Below are 18,999 nucleotides of genomic sequence, written 5' to 3'. Positions count from 1 at the left end.
TTGAAAATGAAATAATTTGAAAATTTGAAAATGGAGACGGCCGGTTTATCAATGTACCGGATTGATCTTTTAATTTTTAAATCATTCGATCTTTAAATAAAAAAATAAACTATACATATGAAAAAGAAATTCACTTGGAAAAAAGCCATTTATATAGTGTTGGGGCTTTTATTTGCAGTGGCATTGTTCTCAGGGATTGGCTATCTTGTTAAATCAAACTCTAAAGAAAGTGAAGCTTTCCTTACCCGTAAACCTACCGTTCAGAATATGGATGATAAGGTGATGGCTACAGGAACCATCGTTCCAAAAGAAGAAATTGAAATCAAGCCCAATATTACAGGAATTATCGATAAAATTTTAGTAAAAGAAGGCGATAAGGTGGAAGTGGGACAGTTGATCGCTACTGTAAGGATTGTACCAAGTATTTCTGAGGTCAATGCAGCTCAGCAGGAAGTTCAGAATGCCCAGCTTCAGATCAATAACGCCCAGCTGAACGTTGGCAATATGCAGAAGCAGTTTGAGATGCAGGATAAGCTTTATAAGCAAGGTGTAGCCTCTAAACAGGAATATCTGAACTCACAGCAGCAACTGTTTTCTCAGCAGCAGACGCTTAAAAACGCACAGCAGCAGTTGATTACAGCTCAAAAAAGATTGCAGATCGCCAAGACGGGAGCAACTCCTGAGCTTCAGGGGCAAGGGCTGGCGACTACGCAGATCCGTTCCAAGGCTTCAGGAACCGTTCTTGAAGTTCCTGTGAAATTAGGAAGCCAGGTGATTGAGGCGAATAACTTCAATGCCGGAACTACAATTTGTTCAGTAGCGGATTTAAACTCTCTGATCTTTAAGGGGGAAATTGATGAAGCGCAGGCTGGAAAGCTGAGTCAGGGTATGGATATGAATATTGTGATCGGAGCATTACAGAATAAAACATTCCCTGGAAAACTGACTATGATCGCTCCTAAAGGAAAAGATAACGCGGGTACGATCAAATTCCCGGTGGAAGGTACTGTAAGTAATCCTAATAACGAATATATCAGAGCCGGTTTCTCCGCTAACGGCGAAATTGTTCTAAGCTCACAGAAAAACGCTTTATTGCTGGATGAATCTTTGGTTCAGTATGAAAAGAAACAAGGGAAAGATGTTCCTTTTGTAGAAGTAAAACAAAAAGACGGGAAATTTAAGAAAGTATATGTAAAACTTGGAGCCAGTGATGGGATCAATGTTCAGATTCTTCCGGGTTCAGATATTACAAAAGATTCTGAAGTGAAAGTCTGGAATCCGTCAGATAAAGACAAAGAAGAACTGAAAGAAAAAGCGAAGACAAAATAATAAACTTCACTATAAACTTTAAACTGTTTGATCCCGGAGAATTTTCTCCGGGATTTTTGATGTTATGATATTTTTAAAAATGTAAACAGGTAATAAATAGTGAGTTTAAAATGTCTTACCTTTAAAATTCAAACAGTAGACCATGAAAAAAGACTACCTGATTCTTTTTCTTTTTGTCATTGCTAAATTTATCCTTCAGTACTCCCTGATAAGTCCGGAATATGAATTGCATCGGGATGAATACTTGCATCTTGACCAGGGAAATCATTTAGCCTGGGGATATCTATCAGTGCCTCCTGTGAATTCATGGCTGGCATGGCTTATTAAAATATTGGGAAATGCTGTGTTTTGGGTTAAATTTTTTCCTGCTTTATTTGGAGCGTTGACAATAGTCGTAGTCTGGAAAATTGCTGAGGAATTGAACGGGGATCTATTTGCAAAAGTGCTTGCATCTCTGGGAATATTGTTGTCAGTGCTTCTTCGGGTGAATATGCTGTTTCAGCCTACCTCCCTGGAAGTTTTATTGTGGTCATTTCTTTATTATGCCCTGATTAAATATTTTAACTCAGAAAAAGCACAATGGCTTTATGTAGCAGCCTTTGCCTTTGGAATAGGGATATTAAATAAATATAACATTGCCTTTTCGGTATTGGGACTTATTCCGGCATTATTGCTGACAAAGCAGAGGAAAATTTTTATGCTGCCTCATCTTTATTGGGCTGGGCTATTGGTTCTGCTCATTATTTTCCCAAATCTTCTCTGGCAGTATAACCATCAGCTTCCGGTGATTCACCATATGAAAGAGCTTTCGGAAAGACAGTTGGTCAATGTGGATAGAATTGATTTTTTAAAATCCCAGATTTTATTTTTTATCGGCTCTGTCTTTGTGGTCTTTGCCGGATTGGCTGCGCTGTTGCTTTACAAGCCCTTTGAAAAGTTCAGGTTTTTATTTTGGAGTTATATTATCACGATAGCCCTCTTCCTGTTTTTTAAGGCTAAAGATTATTATGCGATAGGATTATACCCTGTTTATATTGCTTTTGGGTCTGTTTTTCTTGCTCATTTCTTCGGAAAAGATTGGAGAAAATTTCTGAAACCGGTCAGTCTTATAATCCCGATACTGTTGTTTCTGCCTTTATATAACCTTGCATTTCCGAATAAAAGCCCTGAGTATATCGTGAATCATCAGGAAAATTACAGAAAACTGGGATTATTGCGTTGGGAAGATGGAAAAGATCATTCTTTACCTCAGGATTTTGCAGACATGCAGGGCTGGAAAGAACTGGCTCAAAAAGTTGATCAGGAATATGATAAGCTGTCGAAATCCGGAAATACATTGGTCTTATGTGACAATTACGGTCAGACGGGAGCTGTTAATTATTACTCTAAAAAAGGAATAAGAGCTGTTTCATTCCATGCAGATTACATCAACTGGTTTGATCTGAGTAAAAAATATGACAATCTTATTAGAGTTAAGGAGTATTCTGAAAGTGAAGATGAACTTATAGAAACAGGATCTTATTTTGAAAATTCAAAGATTGTAGGCTCTATTATGAATCCGTTTGCCAGAGAAAAAGGGACGACTGTTTTCAGTTTTAAAGGAGCGAAAATAGATATCAATGCAAGAATCCGTGATGAGATAAATGAGTATAAAAAAGAATGGTAATACTTAGCTGCTATCAAGAAATTGAAAAATAACAGAGCAGATAAACACTAAACCTTAGTTTGATTTTCTAAAGATTTATAATAAAAAATATTATTGCAACTTTATTGCGTTAATTAAAATTATTTTAACTTTGCACTATCATTGATCAATAAGTATGGAAAATAAAAACTTTGATGTCATTATAATAGGAGGAAGCTATTCAGGATTATCTGCAGGAATGGCTTTGGGAAGATCTTTAAGAAGTGTTTTGATTATTAATGATGGAAAACCTTGTAACAGACAGACTCCGCATTCCCATAATTTCATTACACATGATGGGAGGACCCCGAAAGAAATTGGAGAGCTGGCCAGAAAGGATGTTGAAAAATACAATACCATTCAGTTTTATGAAGGAACTGTTATAAAAGCGGCTAAAATAGAATCAGGTTTTGAAGTAGAAACATCATCCGGTGAAAAGCGATATGCCAAAAAACTGATTCTGGCTTCCGGAGTGAAAGATCTGATGCCGGATATTCCGGGATTTGCAGACTGTTGGGGAATCTCTGTATTGCATTGTCCTTACTGTCATGGATATGAGGTGAAAAATGAGGTAACAGGGATTTTGTCTGATGGGGATATGGCTTATGAATTTACGAAACTGGTTTTCAACCTGACAAAACAATTAACCTTATTGACCAATGGAAAATCAAGCCTTACGGAAGAGCAGATTCAAAAATTAATTCAGAATAAGATCAATCTTAATGAAAATGAGATTGAAAAAATAGAACATGATAAAGGACATATTCAAAAGATTATTTTTAAAAACGGGAGCTCTGTTTCTTTGAACACCTTGTATGCAAAAATCCCTTTTGAGCAGAATTTTAATGCATCAGAAAATTTAGGTTGTGAATTGACTGAACAAGGATTTATTAAAGTGGATTTTATGCAGAAAACAACTGTTCCGGGAGTTTTTGCCTGTGGAGATAATGTGACCATGATGAGGTCTGTGGCCAATGCGGTAGCACAGGGGAATTTTGCCGGAGCGGTGTTGAACAAAGAACTTTCTGAAGAAGAATTTTAATCTTTTTTGAGGTTATAATAAAATGAAAAAAATACTGAATTTACTTTTTTGCATGTCCCTTTTTGGTGTTTAAAAATCATTTTTTTAATGCCGTAATCTCGGTGAAATTTCCGTACATTTGGGGTGGAAATTTCAAAAACTAAAAGTAAAATGGATATTATTTTCGACCTGATTGAAAAGGAAAGACAAAGACAGACCCATGGATTAGAGCTTATCGCATCAGAAAACTTTGTTTCTGAAAATGTGATGAAAGCAATGGGAAGTGTACTGACAAACAAATATGCTGAAGGATATCCCGGAAAAAGATATTACGGAGGATGTGAAGTAGTAGATGAGGTTGAAACATTGGCTATCAACAGAGCGAAAGAACTTTTCGGAGTAGATTATGTGAACGTTCAGCCACATTCCGGTTCTCAGGCGAATGCAGCCATTTATCTTGCCGTTTTGAAACCTGGTGATAAGATCATGGGAATGGACCTTTCCATGGGGGGACACCTTACTCATGGTTCTGCTGTAAACTTCTCAGGAATTCAATATGAAGTGGTTTCCTATGGAGTAGAAAGAGAAACAGGCCTTATCGATTACAATCAGATGAGAGAAGTTGCCTTAAGAGAAAGACCCAAAATGATGATCGCCGGATTCTCTGCTTATTCAAGAGATCTTGATTATGCTAAATTCAGAGAGATTGCTGATGAAATCGGAGCAACCCTGTGGGCAGATATTGCACACCCTGCAGGTTTGGTAGCAAAAGGATTACTAAACTCTCCGTTTGAACACTGTCATGTGGTAACAACGACTACACATAAAACATTGAGAGGTCCAAGAGGAGGAATGATCATGATGGGGAAGGATTTCGAAAATACATATGGTCACAAAACTCCTAAAGGAGAGACCAAAATGATGAGCCAGGTATTGGATGGAGCTGTATTCCCAGGTATCCAGGGAGGGCCGTTGGAGCATGTTATTGCTGGTAAAGCTGTAGCTTTCGGAGAAGCATTGGATGGTCAGTTCGAAACATATGCAAAGCAGGTTAAAGCGAATGCTCAGGCATTATCAAAAGCGATGATCGACAGAGGATTTGATATTGTAAGTGGCGGTACAGACAATCACCTGATGTTGGTAGACCTTAGAAATAAGGGGGTAAATGGTAAGGAAACTGAAAAAGCATTAGTCCTTGCTGATATTACCTGTAACAAAAACATGGTTCCTTTTGATGATAAATCACCGTTCACTACATCTGGTATCAGATTGGGAACTGCTGCCATTACTACAAGAGGTCTTAAAGAAAATGATATGGACACTATTGCAGGATTGATCTCTGAGGTGGTAGACAACATCAAAAATGAAGAAGTTCTTACATCTGTAAGAAAGAAAGTTAATGAATTAATGGAAGGTAAGGCGCTGTTCAATTACTAACAGGCATTACAATATTATACAAAGAATGGGCGGATTTGCTCATTCTTTTTTTATCCCGATGGAAAAGAAATCTTTTACTTTTGAAGAGATTAAGCAGAAACTGGTCAACTACTGTGTTTATCAGGATCGGTGTCATGCAGAAGTGGATCAGAAAATGAGAGAATTTCTTCTGATCGATGAAGCGAAAGAAGAGATCATATTATATCTCCTGAAAGAAAATTATTTGAACGAAGAACGATTTACCCGAAGTTATATCAGAGGTAAGTTTTATATCAAACACTGGGGTAAGAATAAGATCAGGATGAATCTGAAACAGAAGCAGATCTCAGAAAGGCTGATAAATTCCTGTTTTGATGAGATCCATGAAGATGACTACAGAAAAACCATTACAAGAATCTATGAAGATTATTTTTCTAAACAGAAGGGTTTGCAGGAATATCAGAAAAAATCAAAAACCATAAAATATCTCATGAGCCGGGGTTTTGAATATGAGAAAATAAATGATATTTTTGACTAAATTTTAAACGAAAATAGAAAGAAAAAATCTTATTATTGAGCGTTTTTTACATAGAAGAAGGAGTAGATTGAAGTACATGCGGGATAGATAGATCTGAAAAACGATTTTGAAACCTTGCTGAAATCCGGAATATTCTAACCATTAAATACTGTTTAGAGAGATGGAAATTTTAAATCTATTGTTAGAGCTGGCTGAATAATAATGTAATGATGAAAGGAAATTTTAAAAAAAGAATTTTTATAAAATAATAATATAGAACTCAGATGTTTATGGGCTGTTGTGAGTCCGATGCCATTGTTCAGAAAAATCAATTTCTTTGAAAATATGCTTATGGTATATATTTTGACAGGGCTTTATGTTTATCATCGGGAGTTAATTCAGATGACAATAATAATAAATAATGAGTGAGTTAATAAATTCAGGAAATTAAATTTATTATTGAAATCTAAGTATAGATGATATTTTATTTTAATTTTGCATGAATGCTTTGAAAGCATTTAGACGATTAACTAAGATTAGTACCGTATTAATATATGAACATAAATAAAGACAATGTATAATTCTCTCAGGAAAAAAATATTTGGAGGAGATAATGTTGTCAATCTCTCGGACGTAAGATATCTTCCCAGATGGATAATACTTATAATAGATATTGTTATTCTGGCTATCTCGCTATTTCTATCAACTTATATTATAGAAAAAATTACACAAATTGACTTTATTTACCATGAAGATAAGAGTCTTATTTTTGCTTTTATTATTCTTGTGAATACAGTATTTATGTATTTTTTTAAGACTTATGCAGGAATCATCCGACATTCAACATTTATAGACCTTTTCAAACTACTGGTATCATGTTTCTGTACCATGTTTACTATCGGGACCATAAATCTGCTTTATTTCTGGATAACTGGAAGTAAATTTATTCTTACACCCTATCTGATCCTGTATTTTGTTATTTCTTTTATGGGGCTGTTTCTGTTTAGACTTTATGTGAAAGAATTCTTTCATATTGTAAGGGAATATAGAAGAAGTGCCTTGAAAAAAAGGATTTTGGTATTGGGAATTGATGAGCAATCGATTGCCGTTGCAAGAGCTATTTTGGATAATCCGAGTTTACCTTATCAGGTGGTTGGCTTTTTGACGCAAAGGAAAGACTCGAAAAGAGCATCCTTACTTGGAAAACCTATCTATGAAAAGAAAAAAATCGAAGAACATACGAAAGAAGATCTTATTATTGATGGTGTCCTTATTGTCAAAGAAATGATGGCAAGAGATGAAGTGAATTCATGGGTTAACTTATTCCTGGAAAAAGATCTTAATGTCTTCAAAGCACCATCTGTACAGAAATTGAGAGACAGTGATTTGGGCGGATCTATCAGGAATCTTCAGATAGAGGATCTGCTTAATAGAAAACCTATTAAGATTCAGAATGAGAAAGTTAAAAGCAGACATTTTGATAAAACAGTATTAGTAACCGGAGGAGCAGGGTCTATAGGAAGTGAGATTGTAAGACAGGTAGCTCTTTTTGACCCTTCTTTGATTGTTGTCCTGGATCAGGCGGAAACTCCACTTTATGAGATAGAACTGGAGATGAGAGATAAGTTTCCTCATATCGCTTTCAAATTTGTTTTAGGGGATGTTTCCAATCAACATAGGATGGAATCTTTATTCCAGCAGTATAATTTCTCAATGGTGTATCATGCTGCAGCTTATAAACATGTCCCACTGGTGGAAGAAAATCCACACGAAGCCATTTTTGTAAATATATTGGGGTCCAAGATCGTTGCAAGGCTTTCCAGTAAATATAAAGTAAACAGATTTGTCATGGTATCGACTGATAAAGCGGTAAATCCGACAAATGTAATGGGGGCCTCAAAACGGGCAGCTGAACTTTTTGTTCAATCGCTTCAAAATGTAGAAGGTAATGTTACTAAATTTATTACAACTAGATTTGGAAATGTATTAGGCTCTAATGGCTCTGTGATCCCGCATTTTAAAAAACAGATTGAAGCTGGAGGTCCTGTGACAATTACCCATCCGGAAATTGTAAGATATTTCATGACGATTCCTGAAGCGTGTGAGCTTGTTCTTCAGGCTGGAACAATGGGAGAAGGAGGTGAGATTTTTGTATTTGATATGGGAGAACCTGTAAAGATTCTGGATCTGGCAAGAAGAATGATAAAATTATCAGGATTTGAACCTAATATTGATATCAAAATCATTTATACAGGTCTAAGGCCAGGAGAAAAGCTCTATGAAGAACTTCTGAGTGACGATGCAAAGACTCTTCCTACCCATAATGATAAAATTATGATTTCTAAAGATCCGTCAATGGGATTTGAAGAAATAGATTCATTGACTAAGCAAATAACAAAAGCATCCTTAAGGAGAGATAAGGTAGAAGTTGTAAAAATATTAAAGACGATTGTGCCGGAATTTAGAAGTAATAACTCTATATATGAGGCATTGGATAAATAGAAAAAATATAAATGTATATTTGCATAATTTAAAAAATATGAAGGGTAAAGTACTGGCAATATTCCTGGCATTGATATTGGTTTCTTGTAAAACTAACCAGAAAGCAAATAATGACCTAAACTATATGCAGAATATAGAAAAGGTAGCCATAGAAGCATCTGCAAAAAATTCTAAGTCCACAATACAGAAAGGTGATCAGTTAGTAATTTTAATTACTGCAAAAGATATGGATGTTGTTAAACCATTTAATCAAAACTATTCTTCATCCGAACTTATTCAGACCAATGCAGGAGCTGGAGGGAATACTCCTAATCAAGGAACGACTACAATGGCGGGTCCTACATATATTGTAGATACTAATGGGGATATTGATTTCCCAATATTGGGGAAACTAAATACATCTGGAAAAACTCTAACTGAATTTAAAGATGAAATAAGAGATAAAATGACAAGATATGTCATCAACCCTACGATCAATATCAGACTTGCTAATTTCAAAGTTACAGTATTGGGAGAAGTAAATAGACAAGGAGATTATACGATTTCAAATGGACAGGCAACTATTTTTAATGCCTTAGGGCTTGCTGGTGACCTGACACAGTATGGTAAGAGGGAAGATGTATTAGTGATCAGAACAGAGGATGGAGAAGTTTCTCATGGACGTGTTAATCTTCAGGATGCCAATCTGATCAATTCTCCATATTATAATTTGAAACAAGGTGATGCGATTATTGTATCTTCAAATAATACAAGAGACCTTATAGCAAAGCAAAATCCAAATACCGGCCTTTACCTGACGGCAATTTCTATTGGTATTACAGCAGTAGCTGTCGTAGTAAGTTTATTTAATAAGAAATAAAAATTGATGGATAACCAGAAATCTTCACAATTTTCAGAAGAAGAAAACAACGTAAAAAATATTAATATTAGTGAAATTATAAAACCATTTATCCGGAAATGGCCTTGGTTTATTATAAGTGCATTTATTGCTTTGGTAATAGGCTACATTTCATTGAAATTTATGGTTCCTGTCTATGGTGTACAGTCTACAATTCTTATTAAAGACGCAAAAAACTCTTCTTCACAAGTAATGGCAAGCGATTTGGGCGTTTTACCTGATTTATCAGGAATTGGAGGCCTTAAAACCAATAGTATAGCCAATGAAATAGAAATTTTGAAGTCAAAAAAAATGATGGGTGAAGTTATCACCAGTCTGAATCTTCAAACCAATATTACAGCAAAAGGAAAAATTAGAACATTAGAGTTGTATAAAGAAACTTGTCCTGTAGAAGTAAGAGTCATTGCAGAAAAACCAGGGAAGAATAGCCCTGTAAATATATTACAACTTGCTATCGATGGAGAGAAATTAACCTTGAGTGCTGAAAACCTTAAGAAAGAAATTATTACAACTTATGGTAAGACAATAAGTTTACCATTTGCAAATATTATAATAACAAAAAATCCTGAATTTAACCCTGCAGAAGTTAAAGGCCTTGATACTAATAATTTAACGCTTCAGATTTCTTCTCTGGAAGCAGCGGTAAATAGTCTTCAGGGATCACTTAATGTTGATCTGGTAAATAGAGAAACTACTGTACTTAAACTTGGGTTTCAATATCCTCAGGTATCAAAAGCAAAAGATATTATCAATAGTTTAGTAGTAGCTTATAATAATGATGCTATTTCAGATAAAAATTCAGAATCAAAAAAGACTTTAGATTTTATTGAAGATAGAATCAAGAAGTTGTCGGGAGAATTAGGAGAAGTTGAGAATCAGAAAGAAAGCTTTAAATCTAAGAATAATCTTACCGATTTAGAAACAGAAGCGAAGATCAATTTAGAAAGCTCTGCCGCTGCTAGAGCTAAGCAGTTGGATGTTGATGCACAGTTGGAGCTTACAAATGCTCTTATAGGTTATGTTTCTAAACAGGGACAATATCAGGTTTTACCTGCGAATGTGGGATTAAATAGTCCTGAAGCAATATCTGGCATATCTACATATAATCAGTTGGTTTTACAGAGAAATAGATTACTTGAATCTGCTACTGCAGAAAACCCAACAGTGGTAGATGTTACAAAGCAGATCAATGAAATGCGTAGTTCTATTATGCAAAGCCTTCAAAGAAACAGAGTAGGACTTGAGCTGGCAAAAAATGAATATTTAGGAGAACAAAATAAAGTTTTCGGAAAAATATCAAAACTTCCTTCTATTGAAAAAATGTTCAGAAGCATAGAAAGACAACAGCAGATTAAAGAGAATTTGTATTTGCTTTTACTTCAAAAAAGAGAAGAGACAGCTATTGCTCAGTCTATTACAGCTCCAAAAGCGAAAGTTGTAGATGCTGCATATGCTTCACCTGTGGCAATTTCACCCAAAAGTAATGTTATTCTGACGATTTATTTAGTAGCTGGCTTACTACTTCCTTTTATTATTATTTATTTAAGAATGCTTTTCAATAATAAAATTGTTACAAAACATGATCTTGAAAAGCTTGTACATGCGCCTATTATTGCTGAATTGCCTAGTCTTGAAAAAGGTGATTCTGAAATAGTAAAAGTAAATGATATTACTCCTATGGCTGAAGCATTCAGAATTCTTATTACCAATATGAATTTTATGCTTCCAAAGGATAAAAAAGGAAAAGTTGTATTTGTTACTTCAACCGTAAAAGGAGAAGGAAAGACTTTTACATCGGTTAATCTTGCTTTAACACTTGCTAATCCTAAGAAGAAAGCAATCATTATAGGATCAGATATACGAAATCCACAGTTACAAAGATATAATCCTGCCAGAAAAGGATTAGCAGGACTGACGGAATACCTCTACTCTGATCAAACCAGACTTGAAGATATTATTCATGTTTCTTCTTTTAATGCTCATTTGGATGTTATCTATTCCGGAATGATACCTCCTAACCCAACAGAATTGTTATCCAATGGCCGTTATGAAGTACTCTTAGATCAATTGAAAGAAAAATATGATTACATCATTCTGGATACTGCACCATTGCTGCTGGTTACAGATACATTCCTTATCGCGGAATTAGCAGATATTGTCATTTACGTTTCAAGATCCAAATATACAGAAAAAGCATTGTTAGAATTTGCAAATACAAATATTGATCAGAAGAAAATCAGAAACGTTGGATTTGTTCTTAATGATGTAAGCAGAGAAAATTTAGGATATAGTAACAAATATGGTTATGGTTATAATAGTCATAGTGAGCAATCATGGTTCCAAAAAATAAAAAATAAACTTAGCTAATGATGAAAACATATAAAATAGCTGTTATAGGGCAAGGCTATGTAGGCCTTCCTCTGTCTCTTGAATTTGCAGGACATTATCCGGTATTCGGATTTGATATTAATACACAACGTGTTGACCAGCTTAATAACGGACAGGATATAACGCTTGAAGCAGATCTTGATAAATTAAATGCAGGACTAAAAAAGTATAATGAATCCAATGGTACTTTAGGTTATAAAGCAACGAGCCAGCTATCTGAAATTTCAGAAGCCAATATATTCATTGTAACAGTTCCCACTCCTATAGATAAGTACAATGCACCGGATCTTAATCCTTTGATCTCAGCTTCTAAAATGCTTGGTGAGATCATTAAAAAGGGAGATATTGTGATTTATGAATCCACGGTTTTCCCTGGATGTACAGAAGAAGAATGTGTGCCGGTTCTTGAACAATATTCAGGACTTAAGTTTAATGAAGACTTTTTTGTAGGATACTCTCCGGAAAGGATCAATCCGGGAGATAAAGTAAATACGCTTACAAGTGTAAAAAAAGTGACTTCTGGTTCTACAGAAGAAATTGCTGAAGAAGTAGATCATCTTTATAAGAAAATTATTACTGCAGGAACTCATAAAGCTTCTAGTATTAAAGTTGCAGAAGCTTCAAAAGCTATTGAAAATGCACAAAGAGACGTCAATATTTCTTTTGTTAACGAACTGGCTTTAATTTTTGACAGAGTGGGGATTGATACTAATGATGTATTGGAAGCTGCAGGAACAAAATATAATTTCCTTAAATATAAACCTGGATTGGTCGGAGGACACTGTATATCTGTGGATCCTTATTACCTTGCTCACAAAGCAGAGCAGTTAGGATATCATCCGGATGTTATTTTATCCGGTAGACGTGTCAATGATTCTATTGCTAAATTTGTTGCTTCTAAAGTAGTGAAACTCCTTATTGCGAAAGGAGGTGTGATCAAAGACTCTAGTGCCCTGATCTTAGGAGTTACATTTAAAGAAAATTGTCCGGATGTAAGAAACACAAAGGTGGTAGATATTTACAAAGAACTTGTTGATTATGGAGTGAATGTAGATATTTATGATCCATGGGCCAGTAAGGAAGAAGTGAAACATGAATATGGAATTGATATTTTAGATGCACTTCAGGAAGGTAAAAAATATGATTCTCTGGTTATCGCTGTTTCTCATAATGAGTTTCTGGAAATGGATTTGAATCAACTTAAAAAAGAAAATGCTGTGGTTTTTGATACCAAAGCATGTCTGGACAGAAGTTTGGTAGATGCAAGACTGTAACTGAGAATGAACTATGATATTATAATCATTGGTGCAGGTTTGGTAGGGTTGGCTACGGCCTATCAGATCAAGCTGAAAAGTCCTGATTCTAAAATCTTAATTTTAGAAAAAGAAAATGATGTCGCATTGCATCAGTCGGGACACAATAGTGGAGTGATCCACAGCGGAATTTATTATAAGCCGGGCAGCCTTAAAGCAAAGAATTGTATTGAAGGCTATAACTCAGTCATTAACTTTGCTGAGAAATACGGAATAAGATATGACCTCTGCGGAAAAATTATTGTAGCTACTTCACAGGAAGAATTACCGCTTCTGGATAATATTTATAAAAGAGGAGTGGAAAACGGACTTCAGGATTTGAAATACCTTTCGAGAGAAGAGTTCCGTGAAATAGAACCTCATTGCGAAGGGATAAAGGCAATCAAAGTTCCACAAACCGGAATAATTGATTATCCGGGAATAGCCAGAAAGATAAAGGAACTCTTCGAGGAACTTGGGGGAGAAGTGAGATTTAATAATGAAGTAAAAAATATTACTGATAAAGGCACTGAAATTATTGTAACCACCAATACTTCTGAATTTAAAACCCAAAAACTGATTTCCTGCGCAGGACTGTATTCTGATAAAATTACCAAAATGACCAACGAAAAAAATGACGTGGTCATTATTCCTTTCAGAGGAGAATATTATAAGATCAAAGATGAGAAAAAATATCTGGTAAAACACCTTATTTATCCTGTTCCTGATCCTAGCTTTCCCTTTCTTGGTGTTCACTTTACGCGAATGATCGATGGGAATATAGAGGCCGGACCTAATGCTGTCCTGGCTTTTAAAAAGGAAGGATATAACTTTTTTGACTTTAATTTCAGTGAAACCATGCAGACTATGCTCTGGCCAGGTTTCAGAAAAATTGTAGCAAAATATGGAAAAACCGGGATGGGTGAGATGCACCGCTCACTTTCCAAGTCTGCATTTACAAAAGCATTACAAAAGCTTCTGCCGGAAATAAAGGAAGATGATCTTGTAGCGGGAGGTTCAGGAGTGAGAGCTCAGGCTTGTGACAGAAACGGAGGATTAATTGATGATTTTGATATCGTGAAAAACGGGAATATCATTCATGTGAGAAATGCACCCTCTCCGGCAGCCACGTCCTGTCTTTCCATAGGAAATAAGATCAGTGAGCTTATTGTAAATTAAAATATGCACCTCTACGTGCATTCAAAAACTAAGAATATGAAAATTCAAATGGTTGACCTTAAAGGTCAATACCTGAAAATAAAAGAAGACATAGATGCCGGTATTCAGCAATGTATAGACAATACAGCATTTATTAACGGTCCTGCTGTAAAAGAATTTCAACAAAATTTTGAAAAATATCTGGGAGTAAAACATGTTATTCCATGTGCTAACGGAACAGATGCTCTTCAAATTGCCATGATGGCACTTGATCTGCAGCCCGGCGATGAAATAATTTGCCCTGCTTTCACTTACGTAGCTACGGCAGAAGTTATTGGCCTTTTAGGACTAAAGCCGGTAATGGTAGACGTAAACGAAGATACTTTTGATATAAATCTAAATGGGCTGGAAAAATATCTGACACCAAATACCAAAGCAATTGTACCAGTTCATTTATACGGACAAAGTGCTGATATGGAGAAGATCGTTGAGTTTGCAAAAAAACATAATCTTTTTGTTATTGAAGATAATGCCCAGGCAATAGGCTCTGATTATACATTCTCTGATGGAACTACAAGAAAAACAGGAACTATCGGGGATATTGGATGTACTTCGTTTTTCCCATCAAAAAATCTTGGATGCTATGGTGATGGAGGCGCAATAATGACCAATGATGATGAGTTGGCGTTAAAAATCAGAATGATTGCTAACCATGGCCAGGAGAAAAAATACCACCACAAAGTTTTAGGATGTAATTCCAGACTGGATACAATTCAGGCGGCTGTCCTAAAAGTTAAACTTAATTATTTGGATGAATATTCTGCTGCCAGAAATCAAATGGCAGATTATTACGATAAAAATCTGGCTGGTATTTCAGAAGTTCAGATTCCGAAAAGATCCGTAAATTCTACCCATGTATTTCATCAGTATACACTTAGAGTGAAGAATGGAAAAAGAGATGGATTGCAAAAATATTTGGCGGAAAAAAGTATCCCAAGTATGGTGTATTATCCTTTACCTCTTTACAAACAGGAAGCTTTTCTTCCGTATGTAGAAGAGGGTTTTAGTCTTCCGGTTACAGAACAGCTTTGTGCAGAAGTGATCTCACTTCCTGTACATACAGAATTTGATCAGGAAGTACTGGATGTTATTGTTACAGAAATTAAGAATTATTTTAATTAATATAAAGCAGATATGTCGGATTATTTTGCACACGAAACAGCCGTTATTGACGAAGGATGTCAAATAGGAAACGGAACCAAAATTTGGCACTTTTCACATCTTATGACAGGTTGCATTTTGGGTGAAAAATGTAACATTGGTCAGAACGTTGTCATCTCACCTAAAGTAGTCTTAGGAAAGAATGTGAAAGTTCAGAATAATGTTTCTATCTATGAAGGGGTAACATGTGATGATGATGTTTTTTTAGGTCCCTCAATGGTTTTTACCAATGTAATAAATCCAAGAAGTGCAGTAAACAGAAAGAATGAATATCTGAAAACACATGTTGGAAAAGGGGCATCTATAGGAGCTAATGCAACGATTGTCTGTGGACATAATATTGGCCGGTTTGCTTTTATTGGAGCAGGTGCTGTGGTCACAAAAGAAGTACCGGATTATGCATTGGTGGTAGGAAACCCTGCCAGACAAATGGGGTGGATGAGCGAATTTGGGCACAGGCTTCAATTTGATGCAGAAAATATTGCCGTTTGTGAAGAAAGCGGAGAAAAATACAAATTAGAAAATAATAAGGTTTCAAAAATTTAAAAACATACAAATGAGTGAAAAAATACAATTTGCAGTAGTTGGCTGCGGGCATATTGGAAAAAGACATGCCGAAATGATCTCAAGAAATCCGGAATGCGAATTGGTTGCATTGATCGATGTGAAAGATAAGTCTGTACTGGGAATAGAAAATTATGATGTTCCTTTTTTTGCATCATTGGATGAATTTCTGAATTCTGGAATCGGGGTTGATGTTATTAATATTGCTTCTCCAAACGGGTTTCATTTCGAACAGTCTTATAAAGTTATCGATGCCGGAAAACATGTGGTGGTAGAAAAGCCGATAGCTTTGAAAAAACGACACGCTGAAAAACTTATTTTCCAGGCACTACATAAACATAAGCAGGTTTTTGCCGTTATGCAAAACAGATATTCTCCACCTTCTGCATGGGTCAAAGAAATGGTAGAAAGCGGGAGACTTGGGAAAATATATATGGTTCAGCTTAATTGCTACTGGAACCGTGACGACAGATATTATAAACCGGAATCATGGCATGGGAAACAAGATCTGGATGGAGGAACCTTGTTTACACAGTTTTCCCATTTTATAGACATCATGTATTGGTTATTCGGTGATATCACCAATATCCAGGCGAAGTTCGCAGACTTTAATCACAAAAATCTTACGGATTTTGAAGATTCAGGTTTTGTAAGCTTTGATTTTGTAGATGGAGGAATGGGGTCTTTAAACTATTCCACTTCAGTTTGGAATCAGAATCTTGAAAGCTCTATGACGATCATTGCTGAAAATGGTGCAGTGAAAATTGGAGGGCAATATATGGATAAAGTGGAGGTTTGTAATGTAAAAGATTATGTAATGCCGGAATTACCTCCAACAAATCCAGGGAATGACTACGGAGCTTATAAAGGATCTGCAGCAAATCATCATTATATTATTGAAAATGTTGTAGATGTGCTAAAAGGGAGAAATACAATTACTACTAATGCCTTGGAAGGATTGAAAGTAGTAGATATTATTGAAAGGATTTATAGTCTTAAGTAATTATAATATTATAATGATAGAAGTGTGCTAGTATATTCTAAAAAGTAGGTTATCAATTAAGGCGTATTTCAAAAACTTTAAACTAATATTTTGCAAGAGAAACTTTTACGTATATTCAAAGATAACTTTTTTAAGGGAGTCACAACACTGGCTTCAGGTACTATAATTGGACAAATTTTAGTTATTTTAGCCTCTCCCTTTTTATCGAGAATTTATCCGGTAGAGTCTTTTGGGAATTTGGCAATATTTACAAGCGTTACTGCTTTTTTGGCTGTTGTTTCTACAGGAAGATATGAACTGGCAATTGGGCTTCCGAAATCAAACGAGGATTCGTATAAAATTATAAAATTAATTGTAATTATCGGCTGTTTTGTCTCTCTCATCTATTTGTTGCTGATAATAATAGTGAAATATATATTGAAAGTTTTAGATAAAGATATATTTTTATCTCAGGACGAATATTATTGGGCTCCTTTTTATATTTTTTCTATTGCTGTTTTTTCAGCATTAAATTACTGGAAACAAAGAAAAAAGTCATACAAAACTATTACTATTGCTACTACTTTACAGATAATTAGTACAACGTTAGCGAGTCTCATATTGGGATTTTTCAATGTGAAATCAGGACTTATATTAGCTTTGATGATAGGTATTCTGGTGGGTGTTTTTTATCATATATTAACCGAAAATAAAATAATAAAACATGTAATGAAACAAAATGGAGTGAGAAGTATAGCATTGCAATACTCTTCTTTTCCAAAATATATGACATTTTCGGATTTGTCGTTAGTGGCCAGTCAACAATTTATACCGGTTATATTTTCTGTATTATATAGTACCACTGTGGTAGGCTTTTTTTCTATGGCAAACAGGATAATAAGAATCCCTAATATTGTCATCACCAGTGCGATCAGTAATGTTTTCAGGAATGAAGCCATAGATGAGATCAGAATAAAGGGGAATTGTAGGGATCTGTACCTTTCTACAATGAAGAAATTAGTGTTTCTTTCATTGCCGGTATATTTGTTTCTGTTTTTAACGAGTAAATTTTTGTTTAGCCTGATTTTTGGAAAACAATGGTATGTGGCAGGCGAATATTCACAAGTTATTTCAATTTTTTTATTTTTTGAATTTATTGCTACACCTCTTAGTTCAATTTATTATATAAGAGGAAAGCAAAAGTTGCTTATGAAACTTCAATTGCTTAATGCAGTTTTAGGGTTTATAATGATTTTGTTTGGTTATGTGATTTTTGCAGATGCATATATTTCGCTGATCTTTTTCACGATTTCAGCTTCTGTTTTTAATATAATACTAATTTTTAATTCATACAAAATTTCAGGAACTAATGATTCTGTATAAATTAGAAATAATAAAAATAAATATAATTGAGGAGTATGTCATTATTTATCAACAAGTTTACACTTTTTAAGTATTACTACATCGATGATTTCTTTTTTTCATTATATTTATTTCAACTTTATTTTTCAATATAGATTCCTAATTTTTTAATCATACCAATGCTCATATTTAGCCGATCCTTATATAGTGTGCCAAAAGATATTCTTATAAAAAAAGGCTTGCTGAATATTATAAGTAAATCAATGATACTAAACTCTCTATTTGTAGGTATAATTATACTTTCTGGTTATTATATAAAATTATCATATTGGGTTTTGGTATCATCTTATGTGATCCCTAATTTTGTAGCTACTATATTCATAATGTTTTACCTTATAATACAAAAGAGAAAGTTGATTTATAGAGAATTTCACCATATTATAATAAAATACAGATACTTTGCATTTGTTATTTCCGCATGTTTTTCTCATTATTCAAGTGGTGTATTAGTTAAAAGGAAAAAGAGTTCTACTATCGATTTATTTATATGGATTTATGTGGGAGTAATTCTATTTAGATATTTATTATTTAATAAGTCCTGATTTTTTTATTGCTATGAAGTATTTTACACTATTAATATTTTTTATTATATATAAATTATCTTT

At 34.6% G+C, this 18,999-nt stretch carries 14 protein-coding genes; all 14 read left to right on the top strand.

Annotated features, from left to right (window positions below; all coding sequences use genetic code 11):
* The first annotated feature begins 117 nt into the window (after positions 1–117).
* On the top strand, positions 118–1,329 hold the full coding sequence (locus tag AC4IF5_RS12275; protein WP_490734895.1) for an efflux RND transporter periplasmic adaptor subunit: 1,212 nt from the start codon (positions 118–120) through the stop codon (positions 1,327–1,329).
* Positions 1,330–1,471: 142 nt separating this feature from the next.
* Positions 1,472–2,995, top strand: a complete 1,524-nt coding sequence (locus AC4IF5_RS12270; RefSeq protein ID WP_490734893.1) for a glycosyltransferase family 39 protein — start codon at positions 1,472–1,474, stop codon at positions 2,993–2,995.
* A gap of 154 nt (positions 2,996–3,149) precedes the next feature.
* Positions 3,150–4,055 carry an NAD(P)/FAD-dependent oxidoreductase gene (locus tag AC4IF5_RS12265; protein ID WP_490734891.1) on the top strand — a complete coding sequence of 302 codons (906 nt, stop codon included), beginning with the start codon at positions 3,150–3,152 and terminating at the stop codon, positions 4,053–4,055.
* Between the two features lie 150 nt (positions 4,056–4,205).
* Positions 4,206–5,471, top strand: a complete 1,266-nt coding sequence (gene glyA / locus AC4IF5_RS12260; RefSeq protein ID WP_490734889.1) for a serine hydroxymethyltransferase — start codon at positions 4,206–4,208, stop codon at positions 5,469–5,471.
* Positions 5,472–5,529: 58 nt separating this feature from the next.
* Positions 5,530–5,988: a regulatory protein RecX gene (locus tag AC4IF5_RS12255; RefSeq protein ID WP_490735070.1), complete on the top strand. Its 459-nt coding sequence runs from the start codon at positions 5,530–5,532 to the stop codon at positions 5,986–5,988.
* Between the two features lie 552 nt (positions 5,989–6,540).
* Positions 6,541–8,469 carry a polysaccharide biosynthesis protein gene (locus AC4IF5_RS12250; protein WP_490734887.1) on the top strand — a complete coding sequence of 643 codons (1,929 nt, stop codon included), beginning with the start codon at positions 6,541–6,543 and terminating at the stop codon, positions 8,467–8,469.
* A 37-nt stretch (positions 8,470–8,506) separates the two neighbouring features.
* Complete coding sequence (locus tag AC4IF5_RS12245) at positions 8,507–9,328, top strand: polysaccharide biosynthesis/export family protein (protein ID WP_490734885.1); 822 nt, start codon at positions 8,507–8,509, stop codon at positions 9,326–9,328.
* A 6-nt stretch (positions 9,329–9,334) separates the two neighbouring features.
* On the top strand, positions 9,335–11,734 hold the full coding sequence (locus tag AC4IF5_RS12240) for a GumC family protein (RefSeq protein WP_490734883.1): 2,400 nt from the start codon (positions 9,335–9,337) through the stop codon (positions 11,732–11,734).
* Positions 11,734–13,029 carry a nucleotide sugar dehydrogenase gene (locus AC4IF5_RS12235; protein WP_490734881.1) on the top strand — a complete coding sequence of 432 codons (1,296 nt, stop codon included), beginning with the start codon at positions 11,734–11,736 and terminating at the stop codon, positions 13,027–13,029. Before AC4IF5_RS12240 ends, AC4IF5_RS12235 begins: the two co-directional genes overlap by 1 nt.
* 6 nt (positions 13,030–13,035) lie before the next feature.
* Positions 13,036–14,226, top strand: a complete 1,191-nt coding sequence (gene lhgO / locus AC4IF5_RS12230; RefSeq protein WP_490734879.1) for an L-2-hydroxyglutarate oxidase — start codon at positions 13,036–13,038, stop codon at positions 14,224–14,226.
* A 36-nt stretch (positions 14,227–14,262) separates the two neighbouring features.
* Entirely contained in the window at positions 14,263–15,387 is a 1,125-nt protein-coding gene (locus AC4IF5_RS12225; protein ID WP_490734877.1) for a DegT/DnrJ/EryC1/StrS family aminotransferase, read from the top strand.
* Positions 15,388–15,399: 12 nt separating this feature from the next.
* A complete protein-coding gene (locus AC4IF5_RS12220; protein WP_490734875.1) occupies positions 15,400–15,972 on the top strand; it encodes an acyltransferase in 573 nt (190 codons plus the stop codon).
* A 10-nt stretch (positions 15,973–15,982) separates the two neighbouring features.
* A complete protein-coding gene (locus tag AC4IF5_RS12215) occupies positions 15,983–16,993 on the top strand; it encodes a Gfo/Idh/MocA family protein (protein ID WP_490734873.1) in 1,011 nt (336 codons plus the stop codon).
* Positions 16,994–17,083: 90 nt separating this feature from the next.
* A complete protein-coding gene (locus AC4IF5_RS12210; RefSeq protein ID WP_490734871.1) occupies positions 17,084–18,355 on the top strand; it encodes a lipopolysaccharide biosynthesis protein in 1,272 nt (423 codons plus the stop codon).
* Positions 18,356–18,999: the final 644 nt, after the last annotated feature.

It is taken from the genome of Chryseobacterium sp. UF-290 (assembly GCF_058245615.1).
Note: the sequence above shows the minus strand (reverse complement) of the source record. Positions and strands in the feature narration are given on the sequence as shown.

Bases quoted from the DNA above. Each gene is read 5' to 3' on its own strand.
- AC4IF5_RS12220 (WP_490734875.1), top strand. From the start codon at position 15,400: ATGTCGGATTATTTTGCACACGAAACAGCCGTTATTGACGAAGGATGT.
- AC4IF5_RS12255 (WP_490735070.1), top strand. From the start codon at position 5,530: ATGGAAAAGAAATCTTTTACTTTTGAAGAGATTAAGCAGAAACTGGTC.
- AC4IF5_RS12250 (WP_490734887.1), top strand. From the start codon at position 6,541: ATGTATAATTCTCTCAGGAAAAAAATATTTGGAGGAGATAATGTTGTC.
- AC4IF5_RS12215 (WP_490734873.1), top strand. From the start codon at position 15,983: ATGAGTGAAAAAATACAATTTGCAGTAGTTGGCTGCGGGCATATTGGA.
- AC4IF5_RS12265 (WP_490734891.1), top strand. From the start codon at position 3,150: ATGGAAAATAAAAACTTTGATGTCATTATAATAGGAGGAAGCTATTCA.
- AC4IF5_RS12240 (WP_490734883.1), top strand. From the start codon at position 9,335: ATGGATAACCAGAAATCTTCACAATTTTCAGAAGAAGAAAACAACGTA.
- glyA (WP_490734889.1), top strand. From the start codon at position 4,206: ATGGATATTATTTTCGACCTGATTGAAAAGGAAAGACAAAGACAGACC.
- AC4IF5_RS12235 (WP_490734881.1), top strand. From the start codon at position 11,734: ATGATGAAAACATATAAAATAGCTGTTATAGGGCAAGGCTATGTAGGC.
- AC4IF5_RS12225 (WP_490734877.1), top strand. From the start codon at position 14,263: ATGAAAATTCAAATGGTTGACCTTAAAGGTCAATACCTGAAAATAAAA.
- AC4IF5_RS12245 (WP_490734885.1), top strand. From the start codon at position 8,507: ATGAAGGGTAAAGTACTGGCAATATTCCTGGCATTGATATTGGTTTCT.
- AC4IF5_RS12275 (WP_490734895.1), top strand. From the start codon at position 118: ATGAAAAAGAAATTCACTTGGAAAAAAGCCATTTATATAGTGTTGGGG.
- AC4IF5_RS12270 (WP_490734893.1), top strand. From the start codon at position 1,472: ATGAAAAAAGACTACCTGATTCTTTTTCTTTTTGTCATTGCTAAATTT.
- lhgO (WP_490734879.1), top strand. From the start codon at position 13,036: ATGAACTATGATATTATAATCATTGGTGCAGGTTTGGTAGGGTTGGCT.